The organism is Mesorhizobium sp. WSM1293, assembly GCF_000513875.1.
Classification (GTDB): Bacteria; Pseudomonadota; Alphaproteobacteria; order Rhizobiales; family Rhizobiaceae; genus Mesorhizobium; species Mesorhizobium ciceri.
The window spans coordinates 1-22245 of the sequence record NZ_AZUV01000033.1 but is presented as its reverse complement, the minus strand read 5'-3'; the positions used below and the strand labels follow the sequence as shown (position 1 = coordinate 22245).

General features: G+C 64.0%; 23 protein-coding genes and 1 tRNA gene. 14 read left to right on the top strand and 10 right to left on the bottom strand.

Features of this window, described 5'->3' with window-relative positions:
- Positions 1–27: 27 nt before the first annotated feature.
- The 5 genes from M729_RS0127860 to argJ all read right to left on the bottom strand — a co-directional run bounded on the left by M729_RS0127860 (position 28) and on the right by argJ (position 3204).
- Positions 28–213, bottom strand: a complete 186-nt coding sequence (locus tag M729_RS0127860) for a Flp family type IVb pilin (RefSeq protein ID WP_013529446.1) — start codon at positions 211–213, stop codon at positions 28–30.
- A 109-nt stretch (positions 214–322) separates the two neighbouring features.
- A complete protein-coding gene (locus M729_RS0127855; protein ID WP_013529445.1) occupies positions 323–637 on the bottom strand; it encodes a hypothetical protein in 315 nt (104 codons plus the stop codon).
- Between the two features lie 128 nt (positions 638–765).
- The gene (gene mutT, locus M729_RS0127850; protein WP_027163511.1) at positions 766–1188 is read right to left on the bottom strand and encodes an 8-oxo-dGTP diphosphatase MutT; all 423 of its coding nucleotides are present in this window, start codon (positions 1186–1188) and stop codon (positions 766–768) included.
- Complete coding sequence (locus M729_RS0127845) at positions 1181–1933, bottom strand: GNAT family N-acetyltransferase (RefSeq protein ID WP_013529443.1); 753 nt, start codon at positions 1931–1933, stop codon at positions 1181–1183. The genes mutT and M729_RS0127845 overlap by 8 nt, the downstream gene beginning before the upstream one ends.
- A 29-nt stretch (positions 1934–1962) precedes the next feature.
- The gene (gene argJ / locus M729_RS0127840) at positions 1963–3204 is read right to left on the bottom strand and encodes a bifunctional glutamate N-acetyltransferase/amino-acid acetyltransferase ArgJ (RefSeq protein WP_027163510.1); all 1242 of its coding nucleotides are present in this window, start codon (positions 3202–3204) and stop codon (positions 1963–1965) included.
- A gap of 459 nt (positions 3205–3663) precedes the next feature.
- Between argJ and M729_RS0127835 the strand changes: the two genes are divergently transcribed.
- On the top strand, positions 3664–4263 hold the full coding sequence (locus tag M729_RS0127835; RefSeq protein ID WP_027163509.1) for a TetR/AcrR family transcriptional regulator: 600 nt from the start codon (positions 3664–3666) through the stop codon (positions 4261–4263).
- 228 nt (positions 4264–4491) lie between these two features.
- On the opposite strand, the gene M729_RS0127830 is transcribed toward M729_RS0127835, so the two are convergent.
- Complete coding sequence (locus M729_RS0127830) at positions 4492–5409, bottom strand: peptidylprolyl isomerase (protein ID WP_027163508.1); 918 nt, start codon at positions 5407–5409, stop codon at positions 4492–4494.
- Between the two features lie 246 nt (positions 5410–5655).
- Between M729_RS0127830 and secA the strand changes: the two genes are divergently transcribed.
- The 4 genes from secA (at position 5656) to M729_RS0127810 (ending at position 13035) form a co-directional block, all read left to right on the top strand.
- A complete protein-coding gene (gene secA / locus M729_RS0127825; protein WP_013529439.1) occupies positions 5656–8388 on the top strand; it encodes a preprotein translocase subunit SecA in 2733 nt (910 codons plus the stop codon).
- A 450-nt stretch (positions 8389–8838) separates the two neighbouring features.
- Positions 8839–10239: a lipopolysaccharide biosynthesis protein gene (locus M729_RS0127820; RefSeq protein ID WP_027163507.1), complete on the top strand. Its 1401-nt coding sequence runs from the start codon at positions 8839–8841 to the stop codon at positions 10237–10239.
- Positions 10239–11519, top strand: a complete 1281-nt coding sequence (locus M729_RS0127815; protein ID WP_013529437.1) for a GNAT family N-acetyltransferase — start codon at positions 10239–10241, stop codon at positions 11517–11519. Before M729_RS0127820 ends, M729_RS0127815 begins: the two co-directional genes overlap by 1 nt.
- A 232-nt stretch (positions 11520–11751) precedes the next feature.
- On the top strand, positions 11752–13035 hold the full coding sequence (locus M729_RS0127810) for a hypothetical protein (protein ID WP_027163506.1): 1284 nt from the start codon (positions 11752–11754) through the stop codon (positions 13033–13035).
- Between the two features lie 97 nt (positions 13036–13132).
- Here the strand turns inward: M729_RS0127810 and M729_RS0127805 are convergent.
- Positions 13133–13217 (bottom strand) — tRNA-Leu (locus M729_RS0127805).
- A 274-nt stretch (positions 13218–13491) separates the two neighbouring features.
- On the opposite strand from M729_RS0127805, the gene M729_RS0127800 reads away from it, so the two are divergent.
- Positions 13492–14079 (top strand): YqaA family protein, encoded by a 588-nt coding sequence (locus M729_RS0127800; protein ID WP_013529435.1) that lies wholly within the window; start codon positions 13492–13494, stop codon positions 14077–14079.
- Positions 14080–14113: 34 nt separating this feature from the next.
- Positions 14114–14632 carry a disulfide bond formation protein B gene (locus M729_RS0127795; protein ID WP_027163505.1) on the top strand — a complete coding sequence of 173 codons (519 nt, stop codon included), beginning with the start codon at positions 14114–14116 and terminating at the stop codon, positions 14630–14632.
- 165 nt (positions 14633–14797) lie between these two features.
- Here the strand turns inward: M729_RS0127795 and M729_RS0127790 are convergent, their stop codons facing one another.
- Positions 14798–15355, bottom strand: coding sequence for an HNH endonuclease (locus M729_RS0127790; RefSeq protein ID WP_006328497.1), 558 nt, complete (start codon positions 15353–15355; stop codon positions 14798–14800).
- Positions 15356–15483: 128 nt separating this feature from the next.
- Positions 15484–16125, bottom strand: coding sequence for a DNA-3-methyladenine glycosylase (locus tag M729_RS0127785; RefSeq protein ID WP_013529433.1), 642 nt, complete (start codon positions 16123–16125; stop codon positions 15484–15486).
- A gap of 74 nt (positions 16126–16199) precedes the next feature.
- On the opposite strand from M729_RS0127785, the gene gluQRS reads away from it, so the two are divergent.
- Together gluQRS and M729_RS0127775 are read left to right on the top strand one after the other, a co-directional pair.
- On the top strand, positions 16200–17075 hold the full coding sequence (gene gluQRS, locus M729_RS0127780) for a tRNA glutamyl-Q(34) synthetase GluQRS (RefSeq protein ID WP_027163504.1): 876 nt from the start codon (positions 16200–16202) through the stop codon (positions 17073–17075).
- A gap of 148 nt (positions 17076–17223) precedes the next feature.
- Positions 17224–18120: a DMT family transporter gene (locus tag M729_RS0127775; protein ID WP_013529431.1), complete on the top strand. Its 897-nt coding sequence runs from the start codon at positions 17224–17226 to the stop codon at positions 18118–18120.
- Positions 18121–18214: 94 nt separating this feature from the next.
- Here M729_RS0127775 and M729_RS0127770 read toward each other — a convergent pair whose 3' ends face one another.
- The gene (locus tag M729_RS0127770) at positions 18215–19066 is read right to left on the bottom strand and encodes a YihY/virulence factor BrkB family protein (protein ID WP_032809466.1); all 852 of its coding nucleotides are present in this window, start codon (positions 19064–19066) and stop codon (positions 18215–18217) included.
- Between the two features lie 55 nt (positions 19067–19121).
- Here M729_RS0127770 and M729_RS0127765 point away from each other — a divergent pair, with 55 nt between their 5' ends.
- The 5 genes from M729_RS0127765 to M729_RS0127745 form a co-directional block, all read left to right on the top strand.
- Positions 19122–19988: an SDR family oxidoreductase gene (locus tag M729_RS0127765; RefSeq protein ID WP_084652739.1), complete on the top strand. Its 867-nt coding sequence runs from the start codon at positions 19122–19124 to the stop codon at positions 19986–19988.
- Between the two features lie 24 nt (positions 19989–20012).
- Entirely contained in the window at positions 20013–20204 is a 192-nt protein-coding gene (locus M729_RS0127760; protein WP_013529428.1) for a twin transmembrane helix small protein, read from the top strand.
- A gap of 25 nt (positions 20205–20229) precedes the next feature.
- Positions 20230–20811: a cob(I)yrinic acid a,c-diamide adenosyltransferase gene (locus tag M729_RS0127755; protein WP_013529427.1), complete on the top strand. Its 582-nt coding sequence runs from the start codon at positions 20230–20232 to the stop codon at positions 20809–20811.
- A 28-nt stretch (positions 20812–20839) separates the two neighbouring features.
- A complete protein-coding gene (locus tag M729_RS0127750; protein WP_027163501.1) occupies positions 20840–21640 on the top strand; it encodes a rhomboid family intramembrane serine protease in 801 nt (266 codons plus the stop codon).
- A gap of 198 nt (positions 21641–21838) precedes the next feature.
- The coding region (locus M729_RS0127745) for an electron transfer flavoprotein subunit beta/FixA family protein (RefSeq protein WP_032809465.1) at positions 21839–22245 on the top strand (407 nt) is incomplete at its 3' end.

The window sequence follows — 22245 nt, the reverse complement described above, 5'->3', positions numbered from 1 at the left end:
TCCTGCCCCAGGCGCGGAAAAGCCGGATCAGGGAGTGGGTGCGAAAGCGTTCGCAAGCTTGCTGTTGTTGTCGCTGAACAGCCAGATGATCCCGTCGCGGACCTCACCGATGCCGCCGACGATGGCAAGCGACAGCACGGCGATGATCACGCCATATTCGACGGCCGTGGCGCCGGTCTCGTCGTTCAGAAAACCCAGCAGCACTGCTTTCATGGCCTCAACCCCTCTGTCCGGGACCTTACAGCCGACCTGTTAAGAAAGGTTAACGGCAAAGGCTTAACAGGCGGTGAAACCGCCGCCTTTGCGAAATTTCTTAACCATGTCAGCAGTCGCCGCTGCTCCGGCCATTGGACCTGATGATGCAGACCGAGCTCGGCTGCGGCTGCAGCACGCTGCGGCGCAGCGTGTAGGTTTCGCGATGGCCGATCGAGCCTGTGGCCGCCATGTCGAGCCCGCCGAAACCGTCACGGGCCGACAGCGAGCGTGTCTGGCTGTCGAGGAAAGGGGTTGCGATCAGCGCCAGCGCCACCGCGGCCGAACCGAACAGAAGCGTTATGCGCAATATGCCCATGCCCGCATCGGCGGCGCGAAACCCCCGCTCGGGCCGGATCGAGTCCCAATCCCTGTCTAGGCTCATGCTATCGCTCCCCGGCAATCGACGGCTCGGCCGCGAACGGCCATGCTTCAATTTTTCACGACGAGATAAATCTTCCATTAATGCTGGCTGATACAACGCCTCGGCCAGGAACCGGCCGGACGGGAGCCTCAGAGAAGATCGATGAGGAACGGGATCAGCGGCTCATCGGCCGGCGGCATCGGATACTCGCGCATCTGCTTCGGCCTTACCCATTTCAGCGCCTGCCCTTCCCTGGGCTGCGCGATACCGCGAAAGCGGCGGCAGATGAACAGCGGCATCAGCAGGTGGAAATCGTCGTAGGAATGGCTGGCGAAAATGAGCGGCGCCAGGCACGGGATGTCGGTTTCGATGCCGATTTCCTCATGCAGTTCGCGAATGATGCATTGTTCGGGCGTCTCGCCCGGCTCGACCTTGCCGCCGGGAAATTCCCACAGCCCGGCAAGTTGCTTGCCCTGAGGCCGCCGCGCCAGAAGCACCCGGCCGTCGGCATCGACCAGCGCGCAGGCGGCGACCAGCAGCAGGCGCTTGCCGGCAATCACGACATCATTCATGACCCGGCGGCCGCCGGTAGTGGTAGCGATAGACTTCCTCGAAGCCGAGCGAATGGTAGAGCGCCAGTGCCGGCACATTGTTGGCCTCGACCTGCAGCCAGGCTTCCCGTGCGCCCCGCAGCCGTGCCCATTTCAGTGCCGACAGGATCAGGTTGCGGCCGTGGCCCCTGTTGCGTGCCGACTTGTCGGTGGCGACTTCGAACAGGCCGGCGAGATCGCCGTCATGCACGCAGATCAGCGTCGCCAGCGCTTCTGACCCATCTTCGAGCGCGAACAGCCCGGCTTCGGGCTGGATGGCGCCGATGATCTCCGACAGGCCGGGGCGCAGCGAAACATCCGAACCGCTGACCTTGAGCGACGCGCCGATGAAGCGGCTGATGTCTTTGAGCGGGATCTGGTCCATGGCAGCGTCGAGTTGCGCATCGGCCAGCGGCAGCCGCATGACCAGCGACTCGTCGAACCGGCTCCATCCCTCACGGTCGAGATGACTGGCAAGATCGGGACCCGACAACGGCGACATGCGGAATGTCAGCGGCCTGCCATAGGCATCGAAACGGCGGCTGGCCCGGCCGATACGGTCGGCAATGTGCTGGATGTCGCCGGGATCGAGCGGATTGACCGAGTTCAGCCGCTTGGCCGGATGGCCGGCGGTCAGCCGCACCACCCAGGTGCCGTCATAGTGGACGGCGGCCGCCGGCCAGGCGCGAAAGCCGGCCGCCTCGTAACGGCGCACGATCGCGAGCATGCTTGCCGGATGCCTGGAGCTCAAAACCGTCAGCTCCGGTAATCGCCATTGATGGCGACATATTCCTTGGTGAGGTCGCAGGTCCACACCGTCGCCTTGCCGCGGCCGATGCCGATATCGGCGCGGATGCGGATGTCGTCGCGCTTCATGTAGGCCGACGTCGCGGCCTCGGAATAGCCGGGGTCGCGCTCGCCTTCATGCGCCAGCCTGTTGTCGCCGAACCAGATCGACAGCCGGTCGCGATCGGCGGGTTCGCCGGCCTTGCCGACGGCCATGACGACGCGTCCCCAATTGGCGTCCTCGCCGGCGACTGCCGTTTTGACCAGCGGCGAATTGGCGATCGACAGCGCGATGCGCTTGGCCGAGCGCGCCGATTTGGCGCCGGTGACGGTGACTTCGACCTGCTTGCGGGCGCCTTCGCCGTCGCGCACCACCTGCAGCGCCAGCGATTTCAGCACCTTGCCGAGCGCCCGGCGGAACGTGCCGATACGGGCATCCTTGGGATCGGTTATCTCCGGCGCGCCGCGCCTGGCGGCCTTGCCGGTGGCGAAGATCAGCAGCGTGTCGCTGGTCGAGGTGTCGCTGTCGACGGTGACCGCGTTGAAAGTCTTGGCCGTGCCGCGCGACAACAGATCCTGCAGGACAGGGGCGGCGATCGGCGCGTCGGTGGCGATGAAGGAGAGCATCGTCGCCATGTCGGGCGCGATCATGCCGGCGCCCTTGGAAATGCCGTTGATGGTGACATCGGTGTCGCCGAGCTTGACGGTCGCGGTCGCCACTTTCGGATAGGTATCCGTGGTCATGATCGCCTTTGCCGCTTCGGTCCACAGCTCGGGCTTGCCGTTGCTGACCAGCCCCGCGAGCAGATGGCTGAATTTGCTGGTGTCGAGCGGCTCGCCGATGACGCCGGTCGAGGCCATGAAAACCTCCGCTGCCGTGCAGCCGGCCGCCTTCGCCGCCGCCTCGCCGGTCAGTGCGGTCGACTCGCGGCCCTTCTTGCCGGTGAAGGCGTTGGCGTTGCCCGAATTGACGACCAGCACCCGCGCCTTGCCCGCGCCGAGATTCTGCCGGCAGAAATCCACCGGCGCCGAGGGGCATTTCGATTTCGTGAACACGCCGGCGACCGCAGTGCCTTCATCGAAGACCATGGTCAAAAGATCGGTGCGGCCCTTGTACTTTATCCCGGCCTCGGCGGTGGCGATGCGCACCCCCTCGATTTCTGGCATTTTCGGGTATTTCTTCGGCGCAAGCGGCGAAATCGTCGTGGACATGGAGGCCTCGGGCGGGAAAATCGCAAGGGAAGGCCGGTTTGCCCGATAGACCGCGCCGGCGCAAGGGCGTTTTCGTCGCTCTTGTCCGGGAGCTCGAACTCGCCCCTGGGAGCAGGGCTCCGAGACGTCGCAAGCCCATGCAGTAGACATCGTCCGACGGCCGGTCCGGCGGTGTCAGCCAGTTTGCGCCGGCCGCGTTCATGTTAGTAGGAATTTATTCTTGACAGGGTGAGAGCAGCTATGCTACATTTTCGTCCATGGTGCTGATTTGCGCCAGTGACCCGCCTCCGGCGGGTTTTGCTTTTGGGGGCTCACCAACCGAGACGCCGGTAAGATTCCAGAAAAACGACCAACCCCTGCCCCGACCTTGCCAGCCTCCAGAAGCTTCAAAACGCGCCGTTTCGTTTGAGCGTCGGGTCACCTATATTGCCGGCGAAGTGTTTGGCGAGGACGACAGAGATGGCCGAGGACGCCGATCCGGCGCGCAGATCGATCGGTGCGCGGCGCAATCCCGACAGCGCCGAGGCCATTCTCCAAGCCGCCGAGACCGTACTGGTCGAAGCCGGTTATGCCGGTTTCTCGATCGAGGCGGTGGCGCGGCGGGCCCGCGCCGGCAAACCCACCATCTATCGCTGGTGGCCGAGCAAGGCGGCGTTGCTGCTTGAGGTCTACCAGCGCCAGAAGCGCGTCGATGTTCCCGATACCGGGCGGCTGGAGGAGGATCTCGTCGGCTTCCTGAAAAACCTGTTCGCCCACTGGCGCGAGACATCGTCGGGAAGCGTGTTCCGGTCGCTGATCGCCGAGGCACAGTCGGACGCGACCGCTGCCGCGGCCCTTGCCGACTACTCACTGGGCCGACGGTCCCATACCGGCCAGATCATCGAACGCGCCAAGGCAAGGGGCGAAATCCCGGCCGAAATCGATTCAGCTGTTGTCGCCGACCTGATCGCCTCCTTCGCCTGGAGACATCTGCTGACCAACCGGCTCGACGAGGACGAAGCGACCATCGGCAAGGCCGTCAACTACGTGATGCGAGGCATAGCTCACAACGCGCTTTAGCAGCCAGCAGCCAATTGTCGGATTCAGGCGCTGCCCTCATCATGGTGCGCCACGGATTCCCGGTGTGCTCAGGGGGTGCGCCACGGATTCCCGTCATCCTCGGGCTTGTCCCGAGGATCTGCCGACATCAGCATAAGTGCTTGAATATGACAGCTATTCTTCCCAAGGCCGTAGATCCTCGGGACAAGCCCGAGGATCTACGGTGATAGCAGTCTGTTAGAATGAAACTTACTTGGCGCTTTCCAGCGTATCGACCGCCTTCTTCAGGTTGGCGTCGGGGATCTCGACCTTGGCGCCGGCGCGCAGCGACTTGACCAGCGCGAAATACTTGTCGCGGATGACGGCCTGCTTGGCTTGGTCCTTGACGTCGTCGAAGGCCGGCGGCTGCTTGGTGCGCTTGTCTTCAAGCTTGATGACATGCCAGCCGAACTGCGTTTGCACCGGCTGCTCGGTGTATTTGCCGACCTCGAGCGCGGAGGCCGCCTTGTCGAACTCCGGCACCATCTGGCCAGGTCCGAACCAGCCGAGATCGCCGCCGCTGGTCTTGCCTGACGGATCGCTGGTGTGCTCGTTGGCGAGCTTCTGGAAGTCGGCGCCGCCGTCGAGCTGCTTGATGATCGCCTCGGCCTCTTCCTTCGTCTTCACGAGGATGTGACGGGCATGCAGCTCGTTGGTGGGCGGCGTGTTGGCGATTTCCTGGTCGTAACGGGCGCGGACCTCGGCGTCGGTGACCTTGTCGACGACACCCTTCTCGACCATCTCGCCATGCAGCGCGCGCTGCTGCAGGAAGGCCATGCGGCGCTGGAAGTCGGGATCCTTGTCGAGCCCTGTGGTGACCGCCTGGGCGGCCATGACGCGGATCTCGATGGCAGCCGAAAGGGCGGCGGCACGGCGCTGCTCGGGCGGCAATTGTGCGAACTGCTGCGACAATTCCCCTTCGGCAAGCACCAGATCTGCTTCGGTCAGGGGCTGACCGTTGACCGTGGCGATAACCTTATTGGGATCGACCGGTGCCGCGGCTGGCGCTGCTGCATCCGCCGGAGCGGGAGCGGTTTGCTGCGCCGTCACAGGCGAGAGCGAAAGGGCCGACAGGCCGACGGCCAAGCCAAGGCTGGCGAGCGACGCACGGCGAAACAACAGGGACATAGGGGGACTCCGGTGGGGATTGTTAAGAGAGGTGCTTCCAGATCGGCCAGATTGTGGCGGAATTTGGCGCAGCCAGCAGGGCCAGCGCGGCGTTGACATCAGTTGAGCCCCCTCTTATCTGTCCAACGACTTTGCGTCCAGAACCGTTTTCCGGGCGCTTTTTGTGTTTGTCCACGTTCACGTGGAATTGATGGGGCCGCCCGGCGCTCATCTCAAGATTGAGAATTCTATCGAAAGGACCATTGGATGGTCAGTCTCGGCGGTCTCGCCCGTAAGGTTTTCGGTTCCTCCAACGACCGTCGGGTCAAATCGACCCGGCCCCGTGTCGAGGCGATCAACGCCATGGAAAACGAGATGCGGGCGCTTTCCGATGAGGAATTGGTCGGCCGCACCGCGAAATTCCGCCAGGACATCGCCAACGGCGCCACGCTCGACGACCTGTTGGTGCCGGCCTTCGCCACCGCCCGCGAGGCCGCGCGCCGCGTGCTCGGCATGCGCCCCTTCGATGTCCAGCTGATCGGCGGCATGGTGCTGCACAATGGCGGCATTGCCGAGATGCGCACCGGCGAGGGCAAGACCCTGGTCGCGACGCTGCCGGTCTACCTCAACGCGCTTGCCGGCAAGGGCGTCCACGTCGTCACCGTCAACGACTATCTGGCCACCCGCGACTCCGAATGGATGGGCCGCGTCTACAAATTCCTCGGCCTCTCGGTCGGCGTCATCGTCCACGGCCTGTCCGACGAGGAGCGCAGCGCCGCCTACGCCGCCGATGTCACCTACGCCACCAACAACGAGCTCGGCTTCGACTATCTGCGCGACAACATGAAATACGAGCGCGCCCAGATGGTGCAGCGCGGTCACAATTACGCGATCGTCGACGAAGTCGATTCCATCCTGGTCGACGAGGCACGCACGCCGTTGATCATTTCCGGTCCACTCGAGGACCGTTCGGAAATGTACAACACCATCGACACCTTCATCATCCAGCTGCAGCCGCAGGATTATGAGATCGACGAGAAGCAGAAGACCTCGATCTTCACCGAGGAAGGCACCGAGAAGCTCGAGAACCTTTTGCGCGACGCCGGCCTGCTCAAGGGCGAGTCGCTCTACGACGTCGAGAACGTCGCCATCGTCCACCACGTCAACAACGCGCTGAAGGCGCACCGGCTGTTCCAGAAGGACAAGGACTATATCGTCCGCAACGGCGAGATCGTCATCATCGACGAGTTCACCGGCCGCATGATGCCGGGCCGCCGCTATTCGGAAGGCCTGCACCAGGCGCTCGAAGCCAAGGAGCATGTGGCGATCCAGCCGGAGAACCAGACGCTCGCCTCCGTCACCTTCCAGAACTATTTCCGCCTCTACAAGAAGCTGTCCGGCATGACCGGCACGGCGCTGACCGAGGCAGAGGAATTCGGCAACATCTACGGCCTCGAAGTCACCGAGATCCCGACCAATTTGCCGGTGATCCGCATCGACGAGGACGACGAGGTCTATCGGACGGTCGAGGAGAAATACAAGGCGATCGTCAGGGAGATCCGCGAAGCCAGCGCCAAGGGCCAGCCGACGCTGGTCGGCACCACCTCCATCGAAAAGTCCGAGCAGCTGGCCGAGCGCCTGCGCAAGGAAGGTTTTACCGATTTCGAAGTGCTGAACGCCCGCCATCACGAGCGCGAGGCGGCGATCGTCGCCCAGGCCGGCAAGCCCGGCGCCATCACCATCGCCACCAACATGGCCGGCCGCGGCACCGACATCAAGCTCGGCGGCAATGCCGAGATGCGGATCGAGGAAGAGCTGGGCGACATGCCGGCCGGCCCCGAACGCGAGGCGCGGGAAAAGGAAATCATTGCCGACATTGAGCGGCTGAAGGAAAAGGCATTGGCCGCCGGCGGCCTCTATGTGCTGGCCACCGAACGCCACGAATCGCGCCGCATCGACAACCAGCTGCGTGGCCGCTCCGGTCGCCAGGGCGACCCCGGCCGCTCGAAATTCTTCCTGTCCCTGCAGGACGATCTGATGCGCATCTTCGGCTCCGAGCGCATGGACGGCATGCTGCAGAAGCTCGGCCTCAAGGAAGACGAGGCGATCATCCATCCATGGATCAACAAGGCGCTGGAAAAGGCGCAGAAGAAGGTCGAGGCGCGCAACTTCGACATCCGCAAGAACCTGTTGAAATATGACGACGTCTCCAACGACCAGCGCAAGGTGGTGTTCGAGCAGCGCATCGAACTGATGGACGGCGAAGGCCTCTCCGAAACGATCGCCGAGATGCGCGAAGGCGTCATCGACGAGATCGTCGCCAAGGCCATTCCCGAAAATGCCTATGCCGAGCAGTGGAACGTTGCCGGGCTAAAGGCCGAGATCGCCGAGTTCCTGAACCTCGACCTGCCGGTCGAGGACTGGGCCAAGGAAGAGGGCATCGCCGAGGACGACATCCGCGAGCGCATCGCGCAGGCCGCCGAAGCCGCCGCCAAGGAGCGCGCCGAGCGTTTTGGCCCCGAGGTGATGAATTACGTCGAGCGCTCGGTGGTGCTGCAGACGCTCGACCATCTGTGGCGCGAGCACATCGTCAATCTCGACCATCTGCGTTCGGTCGTCGGCTTCCGCGGCTACGCCCAGCGCGATCCGCTGCAGGAGTACAAGGGCGAGGCGTTCGAACTCTTCCAGGCCATGCTTGGCAATCTGCGCCAGGCCGTCACCGCGCAGCTGATGCGCGTCGAACTGGTCCGTCAGGCCGCCGAAGCCCCGCCTCCGGAAGCCCCCGACATGTTCGGCACCCATATCGACGGCACAACCGGCGAGAACGACTTCGAAGGCGGCGAAACCGCCCTCCTGGTCCGCCCGGAGACGACCGCAATCGTCGCCCCCGAAGACCGCGACCCCAACAACCAGGCCACCTGGGGCAAAGTCGGCCGCAACGAAGCCTGCCCCTGCGGCTCGGGGAAGAAATACAAGCACTGCCATGGGGCGTTCGCGTAAAGAGCGCAGCGCTATTCCTTCCCCCCGTTCACAGGGAGAAGGTGCCGGCAGGCAGATGAGGGGCGGCTCGGATTTTCGCGATTAGCCAATCTCCCCACCTGAGGGGGAGATGGCCGGCAGGCCAGAGGGGGGCGCTGTCCCGCCGACTAAGCCGCCTCGAACTCGAACTTCAGCTGCGCGGCCTCTTCCTCTGGCAGCCAAGGCACCATCTGAGGCACGATCTTGCGATAAAGCCGGGTGCTATCCTGATCGGCAACGTCTCCGTGCTCCGCGCCTCGGCGATGATGAGACAGCGGCGCAACCTCAAACGCCTGCGCCGCCCCTCACCCGCCTGCCGGCACGTTCTCCCCCGTATAGGACGGGGCGAAGGAACTTCTCACCCAACCGTTTCTTAATGTGTCTCCGCTACACCAACGCCTGAAAAGAAGCGGAAAACGGAGAGAAATCGGGGTGCGCTTTTCCGCGGCCACGACTGCCGGGCGGTTCTTGCCGCAGCGTTGGGCGCTGCGCATGGAGCCGTTGCTTGGCCGCATCGATGCCGTGCTGTTCACCGCCGACGAGCGCGGCGAGGCGAGCCGCATGTCGGTCATCGCCTTCTCGGTCCGCATCGTCAGCGCCGTCATCGCCTTCGTCAGCCAGGTGCTGATGGCACGCTGGATGGGCTCGTTCGAATATGGCATCTTCGTCCTCGTCTGGGTGACGATGGTCATCGTCGGCAATCTCGCCTGCCTGGGCTTCCACACCTCGGTCATCCGCTACATTCCCGAATACCGCGAGCGCGGCTTGATGGATGAGCTGCGCGGCATCGTGCTGGCCAGCCGCCTGTTCGTGCTGATCGCCTCGACGCTGATTGCCGGGCTCGGCGCGCTCGGCGTCTGGCTGGCGGCACCCTGGATCGAAAGCTACTATGTGATCCCGTTCATCCTCGGCGTCATCTGCCTGCCGATGATCGCCATGTCCGACCTTCTGTCGGGCCTGGCACGCGCCAACAGCTGGGCGCTGTTTGCCCTGTCGCCGACCTATCTGGTGCGGCCGGTGCTGATCCTGCTGTTCATGGCGCTGATGCTGTTTGCGGGCTACGCACCCGATGCCAGGACCGCAATCTTTGCTTCGATCGCCGCCACCTACGCCACAACGCTCGGCCAGCTTATCGGTGTCACCCAGCGCATGGAACGGCAGATTCCGGCCGGGCCGATGAAGGTCCATTTCGCGCAATGGTTCATCGTCTCGCTGCCGATCTTCCTGGTCGAGAGCTTCTTCTTCCTGCTCACCAATGCCGACGTGCTGATGGTCGGCGCCTATATGGACCCCAATGACGTCGCCGTCTATTTCGCCACGGTGAAGACCCTGGCGCTGGTGCATTTCGTCTACTTCGCCGTCAAGGCCGGCGTTGCCCAGCGCTACGCCCAGTTCACCCATGGCGACCCGCAAAGGCTCGCCGCCTTTGCCCGCGAGACGGTGTCGTGGACGTTCTGGCCTTCGCTGTTGATGGCGCTGCTGGTGCTGGCGCTCGGCGAGCCGATGCTGGTGCTGTTCGGCCCGGAATTCAGCAGCGGCTATCCCTTGCTGTTCCTGCTCGTCTTCGGCGTCGCGGCGCGCGCCGCCGTCGGCCCCTGCGAAAGCCTGCTGACGATGAGCGGCAACCAGAACATCTGCGCCGCCGTCTATGCCATGACGCTGGCCTTCAACATCGCCCTCAACGTGGTGCTGATCCCGATGTTCGGCCTGTGGGGCGCGGCCATGGCCACCGCCTTTGCCATGATCTTCGAAGCCGGCGCGCTGTCCTTCACGGTGTGGCGCAAGCTCGGCATCGTCATGCTTATCTTCGTGCCTGCGAAAGGAGCCGCGTGATGGCTGCCATCCCGTTGCTTGAGGAAACCAGCGGCGGCACCGCCGGCGCCATGGTGTCGGGCCTTGCCGGGCTGACCCGTGACGCCGACCCCGCCCATATCGAGATTCTCGCCAACAACCGGCCCGAGCGCAAGCTCGCCATCTACCCGGCATCCGCCGGCTTCGACCTGGTCGAGGAGCTGGATTATCTCTGCGCCCGCACGGTCGAGCCCAACGTGTTCTTCAACCCGCGTTTCCTTGCGCCCGCCATGCCGCGGCTGGAGGATCGCGAGGTGCGGCTGGCGGTCATCCGCGACGGCGACGAATACCGCAACCGGCTGCGCCTTCTGGTGCCGTTCTCGGTGGAACGGCCGGTGGTGCCGCTCGGCGTGCCGGTGATGCGCACATGGTCGAGCCCGTTCGGTCCGCTCGGCACGCCGCTGGTCGACCGCGACGACCCGGTGGGCGTCGTCGAGGATTTCTTCTCGATGCTGTCGCGCCCGCATCTCAAGCTGCCGAAAGTGTTCGTCCTGCCCGATGTCCGCCTCGATGGCCCGGTGGCGAGCCTGTTTGCCACCGTGGCCGAGACGCGCGGCCTGATGCTGGTCACCACCGGCCAGACCCTGCGTCCGGCGCTGGAGAGCGAGCGCGACGGCGATGACTATCTGAAGGCCTCGCTGCGTTCGCACCATTATCGCGAGTTCCGGCGGCTGAAGCGGCGCCTTGGCGACCTCGGCAGGCTGGAGCATGTTGTGGCGCGCGGCCCCGAAGACATCCGCCACGCCATCGAGAACTTCCTGACGCTGGAGGCGGCCGGCTGGAAGGGCCGCGAACGCACCGCCATGGCGATCGACCGTTTCCGCGCCGCCTTCGCCCGCGAAGCCGTGCACCGGCTGGCCGAGCAGGACATGTGCCGCATCCATTCGCTGACGCTCGACGGCCGCACCATTGCCTGCCTGATCGTCTTCGTCGAAGCCGGCATCGCCTACACCTGGAAGACCGCCTATGACGAGACGCTGGCCAGCTATTCGCCGGGCACCTTGCTGATGATCGAGGTGACCAGGCAGCATCTCGACGATCCCAACATCATGATGACCGATTCCTGCGCCGTGCCCGACCATCCGGTGATGAGCCGGCTATGGGCCGAGCGCAAGCCGATGGGCACGCTGGTGATCGGCCTGACGCCGGACGCCGACCGCCTCACCCGCCAGGCCGCCTCGCAACTGCACCTCTACCGCGAAACCCGCAACATGGCCCGCCTGCTGCGCAACCGCATGAAGAGCTTGTTGGGGCGGCGCTGAGAAAAGGCAAGGGTGCGGTTCTGGAAGGATGGCACATTTTCGCTGCAATATTTGACACAGAGGTGGCCGGGACTTTACTTCGATTGCCCAAGAGGCAAGCGCTAAGATCGACTTCCGCTTCAAAAAAACGAGATTTTTTGCAGCAATTTTCCGGTGAAACCCGGCAAGATCTACTCGCATTCTTGTCCTTGATGCACGATAGTCTAGTGATTCGGTCCGCGATGAGAGAAAAATGTCGCTGAATCATGAGGCCAACGGCGCCCGGCACATCAGTGCGAACGACAGCGCCGTTGTCCGAAGGGCCGACGAAGACTTCGAAGAACTGATTCGAAGCATCCGAGCCGCCACGCATCAAGCTTTGCCTCTCTTCGAAGAGGAGCCCGTGACCGGATTGGCCCAGTCAGACACGCTGGCCGCCTCCCTCGGCTCGACTTCGGCCCGGACGGGCTCGAGCCAGGCCCACGCCATGCGCGGCTCCTCGCTCTTGTCCAACGATGACGACTTGGCGTGGTCGCTGGTTGAGGACTATGTGGCCAGGCTCGATGCGCAAACGCACGATGCCGACGCTCCCGAGACGGACAAATGGGACTTGCAGGAAGAGGTGGCGAAGCTGCAACGCTTGCAGGATCGCACCTCGAAAGAGCTTGGGCGAAAATCGCGCGAGCTATCGATCGCAAGCAAGACCATCGCCGACCTGGAGGTCCAACTCAACAGGGCACGGCAGACCATTGCGCAGGCGGATAGGCATGCCGGCCAGCGCGCAACACGGTTCCTCGAAGCGAATGTCGAGGTCGAGCGCCTGGGACGGAACCTGGCGCGCGTGTCGGGGCAACTCCGCGACGAGACCATGACCAGGCAAGCCGCCGAGCAGGCGCGTGAGGACGTTGCATCGCGGCTCGCCAGCTTGCAACAGGCCGCCATGCTGCTTCGTTCCAAGGTCGCGGACTACCAGCTCCACAACGAACGACTGACCGGCAAACTATCTGCGCAGATGCTTGTACAGCAGGACCTGCAGGCGCGGCTGTCCACGGTCGAGCATCAGCGCGGCGTTCTCGGCGATTGCGCCGCCGCCGCGCAGGAACGGGCCGTGGAACTTGAAAAGAGGTTGCGCTCGCTCCAGCGCAGCGCCCCCGATCAAAGCGTGGTCCGCGCAACGCCGAGCGCCGGGCAGCGCGCCGAGGACGTGGCCGAGCATCGGCGCCAAACCTCGGAAACCGAGATTGCGAAATTACGCCAGGAGCGCGACGCGGCGCGCCGGGACTGTGGCGCGGTGAAGGTTCAACTCGCCGATCTCCGCTTGCGCGGCATGACCGACGAACTCGCGCATGCCCGTTGCCGCAACGAGAACCGCCAGCTTCACCAAAGGCTGGAAACGCTGACACGCCAGGATCCGCCCAGCGGACCGGCAGCCGATGACAGCGCCGACCTAGAACGGACATTCGACGAATTGCTGGCAGCTGGCGAGATCGGCCCGGCCAATGACGGCGACCCCAGCGTGGCGCGCAAAGCGTGTTGATCGCCTGCTGAGACATATCGGGAGCCAAAGCGACCGTGACGCCCTTCGTCTATTGAACTTCGAGTGACCCGCCACCCGAAGCTCGGAGAGCGAAGGGTGGTGCCCCTAGCCGGGATCGAACCAGCACTCCTTGCGGAACTCGATTTTGAGTCGAGCGCGTCTACCAATTCCGCCATAGGGGCTCAGGCCGGGCGGCCTGGATGGCGCGGGACTATACGGTTGGAGGCCTGTTCGTCAACTGGCCAATTCCTCGTCGCCCCGGATGCGACCAAACTGCGCCTTTCGATTTCGTGACGGGGCTGCCATTGTGCAGCGCGGAAAATCTTTCTAGACAGGCGGCGCATCAAAGCGCGGCACGTCTGCGGGGACGGATGGCGTGCGCTGGGTCTTTGTTCTGTGCATGCCGTTACACCCCAACCTGCCTGCGCAATTGAACGACACGCATTAGGAGTGCCGATGCTTCGCGGACTTTACGACTGGACCCTGTCGCTGGCGGCCCGCAAATCCGCCGAATGGTGGCTGGCCTTCATCGCCTTCGTCGAAAGCTCGGTGTTCCTGGTGCCGGCCGACGTGCTCTATCTGCCGATGGCGCTGTCGCGGCCGGACCGCGCCTACCGCTATGCGCTGATCGCCACCGTCGCCTCGGTGCTGGGCGGCATCGCCGGCTGGTTCATCGGCCACTATGCCTATGACGCGGTCGCCAGGCCGATCCTCGAATTCTACGGCAAGTACGACGAGTTCGAGCAACTGCGCGCGGGCGCCGGCGTCGGCTTCATCGTCCTGATGCTGATCACGTCGGGTGCCGCCCACCTGCCGCCGATCAAGGTGGTGACGATCCTGTCCGGTGTCATCGGCGTCAATTTGCTGCTGTTCATCGTGCTGGCGATCGTGGCCCGCGGCGCCCGCTTCCTGCTGCTCGCCTGGCTGCTGCGCCGCTATGGCGAACCGATCCGCGAATTCATCGAAAAGCGCCTCGGTCTGATCGCCGGCGCCGGCGCGGTTGCCCTGATTTTGCTCTATATCCTGGTCAAATACGCGTTCTGAACATTACCATTGCGAGCCGGACGGACCGATTGAAATGACAGCGACCATGAATGCCGACACCGGACGCCAGCGCACGCTGACCGCCTTGTTCCTCGCCGTCGCCATGGCCGCCACTGTCGGCTCGGCGCTCGGCTTCCAGTATCTCGGCGGCTACATCCCCTGCCACCTCTGCCTCGAACAGCGCACACCCTACTATATCGGCGTGCCGCTGATGGTGCTGGCGGTGATTGCGTCGATGCTGCACGCACCGGCATGGCTGACACGCGGCCTGCTGGCCGTCGGCGGCATCCTGATGCTCTACGGCCTCTATCTCGGCGTCTACCACTCCGGCGTCGAATGGCAGTGGTGGGCCGGCCCGACCGATTGCACGGCGGGCGCCGGGCCGGTCGACACCGGCGGCAAGGGCGTGCTCGACGCGCTCGACAAATTCGTGCCGCCATCCTGCGACAAGGCCGCCTTGCGCATCCTTGGCCTGTCGCTGGCCGGCTGGAACGCCATCGCCAGCCTGATCCTCGCCGCCGTCGCCTTCCGAGCCGCTTTCGCCCGCGACTAAACCAATTCGATTGAACGGCGCGACGCAGAGTTCGAGCAAAAATTCGCCAGGCTGAGTCGGATGGCGCGGCTTTCGAGAACCGGAGCGGAGCGTACTGAAGTACGTGAGCACCGGAAGCGCAGAAAGCTGCGTCAGGCGGCCAGCATGGCGGATTTGTGCCGAACTCTATGGTTCGAGTTCGACATCCCAGTAGAGATAATCCATCCAGCTTTCATGCAGATGGTTGGGCGGGAACAGGCGGCCATTGTTGTGCAGATCGTGCACCGTCGGCTGGAAAGGCTTCTGCAACGGCCACATCTTGGCATGCGCCGGCATCATGCCGCCCTTCCTCAAATTGCACGGCGAACAGGCGGCAACGACATTCTCCCACGTCGTCGCGCCGCCGCGATGGCGGGGGATGACGTGATCGAAGGTCAGGTCCTCCGGCGTGCCGCAATACTGGCACTGGAAGCGATCGCGCAGGAAGACGTTGAAGCGGGTGAAGGCCGGGTGCCTGGAGGGCTTCACATAGGCCTTAAGACTGACAACGCTCGGCAGCTTCATCGAGAAGGTCGGCGAGGAGACGGCGTGCTCGTATTCGGCGACGATGTTCACCCGGTCGAGGAACACCGCCTTGATAGCGTCCTGCCACGACCAGAGCGACAAGGGGTAATAGCTGAGCGGACGGTAATCCGCATTCAGCACCAGTGCTGGAAGCCCATCCGGAGATACGGCAACCGTCACGTGTTCACCTCCTTGGTTCTAGACCCGAACGGCACGGATACTGTAAGCCCGACATGACAGGGATGTGAAGCGGATTGTCGCGTCGCTGAAGCGCCAAAAATGCATGATTTTTATGATTTTTCGCGGATTCAGGCCGGCGGCGCGGCGTCCCGCCCTCTGGTTTCACGATAATAGGACCAGAAAAGCCGCGATGCGACACCTCGCCACGGGCTCCATGATTCGGCCAATGCGATCAGCGTTTTCTCCGGCGGACGCGGCTCGATGCCGAGCGCGTGGCCGACCGCGCTCTGCAGCGCGACATCACGCGCGGGGAAAATGTCGGGGTGCCCGGCGGCGAATAAAAGGTACACTTCCGCCGTCCACGGGCCGATGCCGGACACCGCCGTCATCGTCGTGATCGCCTCCTCGGCATCGAGCGAACAGAGGTGATGCAGGTCGAGGCCGTCGACCACGGCCTGGGCAATTGCGATCAGGCCACGCTGCTTCGGCCGCGACAGGCCGGCCTCGCGAAACATGTCCTCGCCGGCGGCCAGGATGGCCTGCGGCGTCAGCGGATCGACGAGCTTGGTCAGCCGGCCGAAGATCGCATCGGCGCTGGCGCGGGACACTTGCTGCGAGACGACGATCGACGCCAGGCTTCGAAACCCCGGTTCGGACAGCCGCAGCGGCACCTCGCCGGCCATGCCGCGCACCTTTTCCAGGCGCGGGTCGATCACGCAAAGCGCATCGAGCCCCCGGGCAATGTCGTCCGATGTCGCGATACGCTGCATGCTTTCTTGTTCCTGAACCGGCAGCACGGTAGCAATTGGCAAAACCGCCGCACAACCCGATTGCCGCCGCAGAGATGACACTCCTGACATTCCGCTTCGCGCCCAGCCCCAATGGCGACCTGCATCTCGGCCACGCCTATTCGGCGCTGCTCAACCGGAAGCTGGCGGCACGGGCGGACGGCCGCCTGCTGCTGCGCATCGAGGATATCGACACGACGCGCTGCACGCCGCAATTCGAGGCCGGCGTGCTTGCCGACCTGGAATGGCTGGGGCTTGGCTGGGAAGAGCCGGTGCGCCGCCAATCCGAGCATTTCGCCGAATACCAGGCGGTGCTCGAGCGGCTGGTCCGGGAGGAACTCGTCTATCCCGCCTTCATGAGCCGTGGCGAGATCCGCGCCTTCATCACCGACAGTGAAAAGCGTGGGCGCGACTGGCCGCGCGATCCTGATGGCGTGCCGCTCTACCCCGCCGCGGACAAGGCGCTGCCAGTCAAGGAACGCCAGCGGCGGATCGCCGGGAATGCACCCTTCGCCTGGCGGCTGGATGTCGATGCCGCCTTGGCGCGTGTCGGCAAGGACCTGTCTTGGACCGAATTCGCCGACGAGACGCTTTCCGCGACACGCTCGATCGAAGCCCGTCCGCAGGACTGGGGCGACGTGATCGTGGCGCGCCGCGATATCCCGACCAGCTACCACCTCGCCGTCGTCATGGACGATGCCCTGCAAGGTGTCAGCCACGTCGTGCGCGGACAAGATCTGTTTTCCGCCACCGGCGTGCAGCGCCTGCTGCAGCAACTCCTGGGACTGCCGCAACCGGCCTATTTCCATCATCGCCTCATCCTCGGGCCCGACGGGCGAAAACTGTCCAAGAGCCTGGGCGATACCGGCCTTGCCGCCTTGCGCCATGCCGGCGCATCGCCTGACGACATCAGGCGAATGGTCGGGCTTTGAGCCCGGTGAGACCAGGGAGCCACTCCCCCAGATGGGCCGGCGTTGAATTCCGGTGATCTATGGATCAACCGTTTCGCTTTGCGCGCCAGGGTGAACGGGATTAGAGCATCGCCACGGCAATTCTCTCCAGTGCGGCGGACCCCGGAACATGCACAGCATCAAGCGGTTCATTCCCGCCACCTTCGTCGTTCTGTGGGCGACCGGCTTCATTGGCGCACGCTACGCCATGCCATGGGCGGAGCCGTTCACCTTCCTCGCCGCGCGGTTCGTCATCGCCGCCATCCTGCTGGCCGTCCTGATGCTTGTATTGGGTTCGAAAAAAGCCACCCGCGAGGAGGCGCTGCATGCCACCGGCGCGGGCATCCTGATGCATGGCGTCTATCTCGGCGCTGTGTTCTGGGCCATCCACAGGGGCATGCCGGCCGGCTTTTCGGCCCTCATCGTCGGCCTGCAGCCGCTGATCACGGCGGTGCTGGCCGGCAAATTCCTCGGCGAGGCGATCCTGCCGCGCCATTGGCTTGGCCTTGGCATCGGCCTTATCGGCATCGTCATCGTGCTGTGGCCGAAGCTCGGCGCGCTCGGCGGCGGCGTGACCGCGGCGACATTGACAGCCTCGCTGGTTTCGGTGCTCGGCATGAGCGCCGGCACCATCTGGCAGAAGCGCTTTGCCTCCGGCGGCGACCTCGTCGCGGCGACCATGTGGCAATATGTCGGCGGTGGCTCGCTGATGCTCGTCGCCTCCCTCGCCTTCGAAACCCACACCGTCGTCATCAATGGCGAACTGATCTTCGCCATGGCCTGGCTGGTGCTGGTGCTGTCGCTCGGCGCCATCTTCCTCCTGATGGTGATGATCCGCGACGGCGAGATGTCGAAGGTGGCCTCGCTGTTCTACCTGGTGCCGGCGGTGACGGCGATCATCGCCTGGGCCCTGTTCGACGAGCAACTCAACGCACTTCAGATTTCCGGCATGGCGATCACGACATTCGGCGTTGGCCTGGCAACGGCGCGGCAGGCCAAGGGAAGAACTGTGGAATTGAGGAATTGAGGAATTGAGGAATTGAGGAAGAAGCACAGACAGCGCCGGATATGGCCCGCTTTTTCTCCAATTCTTCAGTTCTTCAATTCCTCAATTCGACCTGTCATCCGACCCGCGCGCGCGCCTCCAGGTAGCGGCTGATCGCGGCATTGAGCTCGCCGCCGAGGATGAAGATCGCCGAGACCATGTAGAGGAAGACCACGGCGATCATGATCGAGGCCAGGCCGGCATAGGTCGTCACATAGGACGAGAAGTGGTCGAGATAGGTGGCGAAGATGGTCGAACCGATAAGCCATGCCGCCAGCGTGAAGACGATGCCCGGCACCAGCGAGACGAAGCGGCGCTTGCCCGCCGGCAGCCAGAAATGGACGGCAAACAATCCGCCGACAATGACCGCCGAAGCGATGACGTAACGCCATAGCGTAATGGTGCCCATATAGGGCTTGATCCAGTCGATATGGGCTTCCGCGAGCCGCGCCAGCAGCGGCGCGAACACCAGGAGCACGCTGATCGCCAGGAAACCGGCCGTGGCGATGAGAACGAAGACGATGCTCTGCACCCGGCGGTAGATGATGCCGCGCGTTTCCGAGACGCGGTAGGCGCGGTTGAGCGACGTGCGCAGCGCCTCGATGCCGTTCGAGGCAAAATAGGCCGCAAGCACCACACCATAGGTCAAAAGGTCGGTGCGCCTGACGGTCAGCACATTGAGCACTTCGCGCGCGATCGGCTTGGCGATCTGTTCGGGCCAGGTGTCGAAGACCAGATGCACGGCCGTGTCGGAGAACGCCTGCGCGCCGAGGAAGCTCGCCAGCGTCGTCGCGAAGATCAGGAACGGGAACAGCGCCATCAGCGAGGTGATCGCCAGATGGCTGGCCATCGCCCAGCCGTCATCGGTGTTGAAATGGCCAAGTGCGTCGTAGAGGACCCGCTTGAGGGCTACGATCTTCCGCAACAAGAACCGCGCCCTCCAATTGTCTCCACGCCGGGAATATGGGAAGGGATTGCGGCAAATGGCAACCCTTGGCGAAACCACGAACAGTCCGGCGCAGAAGTTGCGCTCGATTATCATCACCGGTGCGTCTTCGGGAATAGGCGCGTACTGCGCCCGCGCGTTGAAGGCGGAGGGCTGGCGGGTGTTCGCAACGGCGCGCAAGCCACAGGACCTCGCCGCGCTCGAAGCCGATGGCATCGAGGCCTTCTATCTCGATTATTGCGAGCCGGACTCCATCGCCGCGCTGGTGACGGCGGTGCTCGACCGCACCGGCGGCCGGCTCGACGCCCTGTTCAACAACGGCGCGTATGCGCAGCCGGGCGCCGTCGAGGATCTGCCCGTTGCCGCGCTCAAGCAGCAGTTCGAGGCGAATTTCTTCGGCTGGCATGATTTGACCCGCCGGCTGGTGCCGGTGATGCGCCGCCAGGGTCACGGCCGCATCGTCCACTGCTCCTCGATCCTTGGCCTCGTGCCGGTGCGCTTTCGCGGCGCCTATTCTGCGTCGAAGCACGCACTGGAGGCCTTGATGCTCTGCCAGCGCCAGGAACTGGCGGGCAGCGGCGTCCACGTTTCGCTGATCGAGCCGGGGCCGGTGAAGTCGAAGATCGCCAGCAATGGCCTCATTTGGTTTCTCAGCAACATCGACCACGAGAATTCCGTGCACCGCGTGGACTATGCGGCGCAACTCGAGCGACTGCGGGCCGGCGGCAGCCAATCGGCCTTGAAGCCAGGGCCGGAAGTGGTTCATGCGGCGCTGCGCCATGCACTTCTGTCGCGGCGCCCACGCCCGCACTATGTGGTAACAGTGCCCGCCAGGATCGGTGCGGTGCTCAGACGCATCCTGCCGGCATCGATGCTTTACCGCCTGATGGCCAAACGCGCCTGAACGCCAAACAACTGGAACGAAGCAATGGCAACCGTCTTCAACATTCTCGCCATTCTGGTCATGGTCGCCGTTGCGGTCGTGCTTGTTCGCGGCCTCATCAACATGATGCGCGGCGGCTCCGGCGTCACCTCGAACAAGCTGATGCAGGCACGAGTCATGCTGCAGGCCGTGGCGCTGGTGCTGATCCTGCTGGCGGTGTATTTCACCCGCAAGTGAGGATGCCGGCGGCCGGGGAGGCGAAATGGTCAAGCTCAACAAGATCTACACCCGCACCGGCGATGATGGCACCACGGGTCTCGGCACCGGCGAGAGGCGGCTGAAATCCGATCTGCGGGTAGAGGCCTACGGCACGGTCGACGAGGCCAATGCCTGCATCGGCATCGCCAGGGTCCACACGGCCGCGGCCCATCCCGCGATCGACGCCATGCTGTCCCGCATCCAGAACGATCTGTTCGATCTCGGCGCCGATCTCGCCGTACCCGACGACGGCAAGCCGCTCGGCTATGAGCCGCTTCGCATCGTCGCCGTGCAGACCGACCGGGTCGAAAAGGACATCGACCTTCTCAACAAGGAGCTTCAGCCGCTCAAATCCTTCGTGCTCAATGGCGGCACAGCGGCGGCGGCGGCACTTCACCTTGCCCGCACCGTGGCAAGGCGAGCCGAAAGGCTGATGGTCGCACTGGCCCAGGACCCGAACGAGCACGTCAACCGCGACGGTCTGAAATACATCAACCGCGTCTCGGATTTCCTGTTTGTCGCCGCCCGGGCGGTCAATGACAACGGAAACGCCGACGTGCTATGGGTTCCCGGCAAGAACCGCTGATTGTCGAAAGCGGAAGAGGGCCTGGGGCATGTTCATCCCGCTTTACGACACCAACAGGCTGCGCCACATCCGCCTGCAATATGTGACCATCGGGCTGATCGTGGCCAACGCCCTGGTCTACCTCGCCACCGCGCTCGGCGGCGAGAGTTTCTCCAATGCCGCCGTGCTTGGTCTCGGCTTCATCCCGTCGGTCGTTCATGACACCGCCGAGCTCGATCCCCGTTTTATCGTCATCCCCGAAAGCCTGAGCTACCTCACCTATTCCTTCCTGCATGCCGACATCTTCCACCTCGGCGGCAACATGCTGTTCCTGTGGGTGTTCGGCGACAATGTCGAGGACGCGCTCGGTCACATCCGCTACCTCATCTTCTACCTGTTGTGCGCGATCGCCGGCGCCGCCTTCCAGGGCCTCGTCGCCTGGGACTCGCAGGTGCCGCTGATCGGTGCCTCGGGCGCCATCGCCGGCGTGGTCGTCGCCTATCTGATCCTTTATCCCAGGGTGAAGGTCTGGGTGTTGGCCTTCGCCCGCATCCCGCTGCGCATTCCGGCCTTCATCCCGCTCATCCTGTGGGTCCTTTTCCAGGTGGTGATGTTTGCCGCCGGCGGCGAGGATCAGATCTCCTGGGCCTGCCATATCGGCGGCATCATCGCCGGCGCCGTTCTGGTGCTTGTCTTGCGTAGCCGCGGCGTGCCGCTGTTTGCCGGCGCCGACGAAGACGTCGCGCCCGCCGCGCCCGACCAGCCGCCGGTTGCCACGGAACCGCTGATCCCCGATCAACCCGCCGCGACACCGCGCTGGGGACGCGGAAACGCTTCCAGTTCGGACTGAACCGATTTGAGCCACTTGCAGCGTATTGACGTGCAGGGTTGCCGCAACTACGGAAACGTCTCCGCCGCAACCTAGGGCGGGCAAAGACCAGAATTTCCATCCGGCCAGAATTTCCACCTGGAATGTCGGCTTTCGACAACTCAGAACGGGCGCAGGCTGTTATAGCGCGCCCAATTAGCGTGAAGAGGTGACAGGCAAATGAAGATCCTTGTGCCCGTGAAGCGGGTTGTGGATGCGAACGTCAAGGTTCGCGTGAAGGCTGATGGTTCGGCGGTGGAGCTCGCCAACGTCAAGATGGCGATGAACCCGTTCGACGAGATCGCGGTTGAAGAAGCGATCCGGCTGAAGGAAGCNGGCAAGGCGGAAGAAATCATCGTCGTCTCGATCGGCCCGCAGCAGGCGCAGGAAACCCTGCGCACGGCGCTCGCCATGGGCGCCGACCGCGCCATCCTGGTCAAGACCGACGAACAGACCGAGCCGCTCGGCGTCGCCAAGGTGCTGAAGGGCGTCGTCGACGCCGAGCAGCCCGGCCTCGTCATCCTCGGCAAGCAGGCGATCGACGACGATTCCAACCAGACCGGCCAGATGCTGGCGGCACTGTTAGG

Excerpts from the sequence above, each read along its gene's own strand:
- M729_RS0127860 (WP_013529446.1), bottom strand. The coding sequence starts at position 213 with ATGAAAGCAGTGCTGCTGGGTTTTCTGAACGACGAGACCGGCGCCACG.
- M729_RS0127855 (WP_013529445.1), bottom strand. The coding sequence starts at position 637 with ATGAGCCTAGACAGGGATTGGGACTCGATCCGGCCCGAGCGGGGGTTT.
- mutT (WP_027163511.1), bottom strand. The coding sequence starts at position 1,188 with ATGAATGATGTCGTGATTGCCGGCAAGCGCCTGCTGCTGGTCGCCGCC.
- M729_RS0127845 (WP_013529443.1), bottom strand. The coding sequence starts at position 1,933 with ATGCTCGCGATCGTGCGCCGTTACGAGGCGGCCGGCTTTCGCGCCTGG.
- argJ (WP_027163510.1), bottom strand. The coding sequence starts at position 3,204 with ATGTCCACGACGATTTCGCCGCTTGCGCCGAAGAAATACCCGAAAATG.
- M729_RS0127835 (WP_027163509.1), top strand. The coding sequence starts at position 3,664 with ATGGCCGAGGACGCCGATCCGGCGCGCAGATCGATCGGTGCGCGGCGC.
- M729_RS0127830 (WP_027163508.1), bottom strand. The coding sequence starts at position 5,409 with ATGTCCCTGTTGTTTCGCCGTGCGTCGCTCGCCAGCCTTGGCTTGGCC.
- secA (WP_013529439.1), top strand. The coding sequence starts at position 5,656 with ATGGTCAGTCTCGGCGGTCTCGCCCGTAAGGTTTTCGGTTCCTCCAAC.
- M729_RS0127815 (WP_013529437.1), top strand. The coding sequence starts at position 10,239 with ATGGCTGCCATCCCGTTGCTTGAGGAAACCAGCGGCGGCACCGCCGGC.
- M729_RS0127810 (WP_027163506.1), top strand. The coding sequence starts at position 11,752 with ATGTCGCTGAATCATGAGGCCAACGGCGCCCGGCACATCAGTGCGAAC.
- M729_RS0127800 (WP_013529435.1), top strand. The coding sequence starts at position 13,492 with ATGCTTCGCGGACTTTACGACTGGACCCTGTCGCTGGCGGCCCGCAAA.
- M729_RS0127795 (WP_027163505.1), top strand. The coding sequence starts at position 14,114 with ATGACAGCGACCATGAATGCCGACACCGGACGCCAGCGCACGCTGACC.
- M729_RS0127785 (WP_013529433.1), bottom strand. The coding sequence starts at position 16,125 with ATGCAGCGTATCGCGACATCGGACGACATTGCCCGGGGGCTCGATGCG.
- gluQRS (WP_027163504.1), top strand. The coding sequence starts at position 16,200 with ATGACACTCCTGACATTCCGCTTCGCGCCCAGCCCCAATGGCGACCTG.
- M729_RS0127775 (WP_013529431.1), top strand. The coding sequence starts at position 17,224 with ATGCACAGCATCAAGCGGTTCATTCCCGCCACCTTCGTCGTTCTGTGG.
- M729_RS0127765 (WP_084652739.1), top strand. The coding sequence starts at position 19,122 with ATGGCAACCCTTGGCGAAACCACGAACAGTCCGGCGCAGAAGTTGCGC.
- M729_RS0127760 (WP_013529428.1), top strand. The coding sequence starts at position 20,013 with ATGGCAACCGTCTTCAACATTCTCGCCATTCTGGTCATGGTCGCCGTT.
- M729_RS0127755 (WP_013529427.1), top strand. The coding sequence starts at position 20,230 with ATGGTCAAGCTCAACAAGATCTACACCCGCACCGGCGATGATGGCACC.
- M729_RS0127750 (WP_027163501.1), top strand. The coding sequence starts at position 20,840 with ATGTTCATCCCGCTTTACGACACCAACAGGCTGCGCCACATCCGCCTG.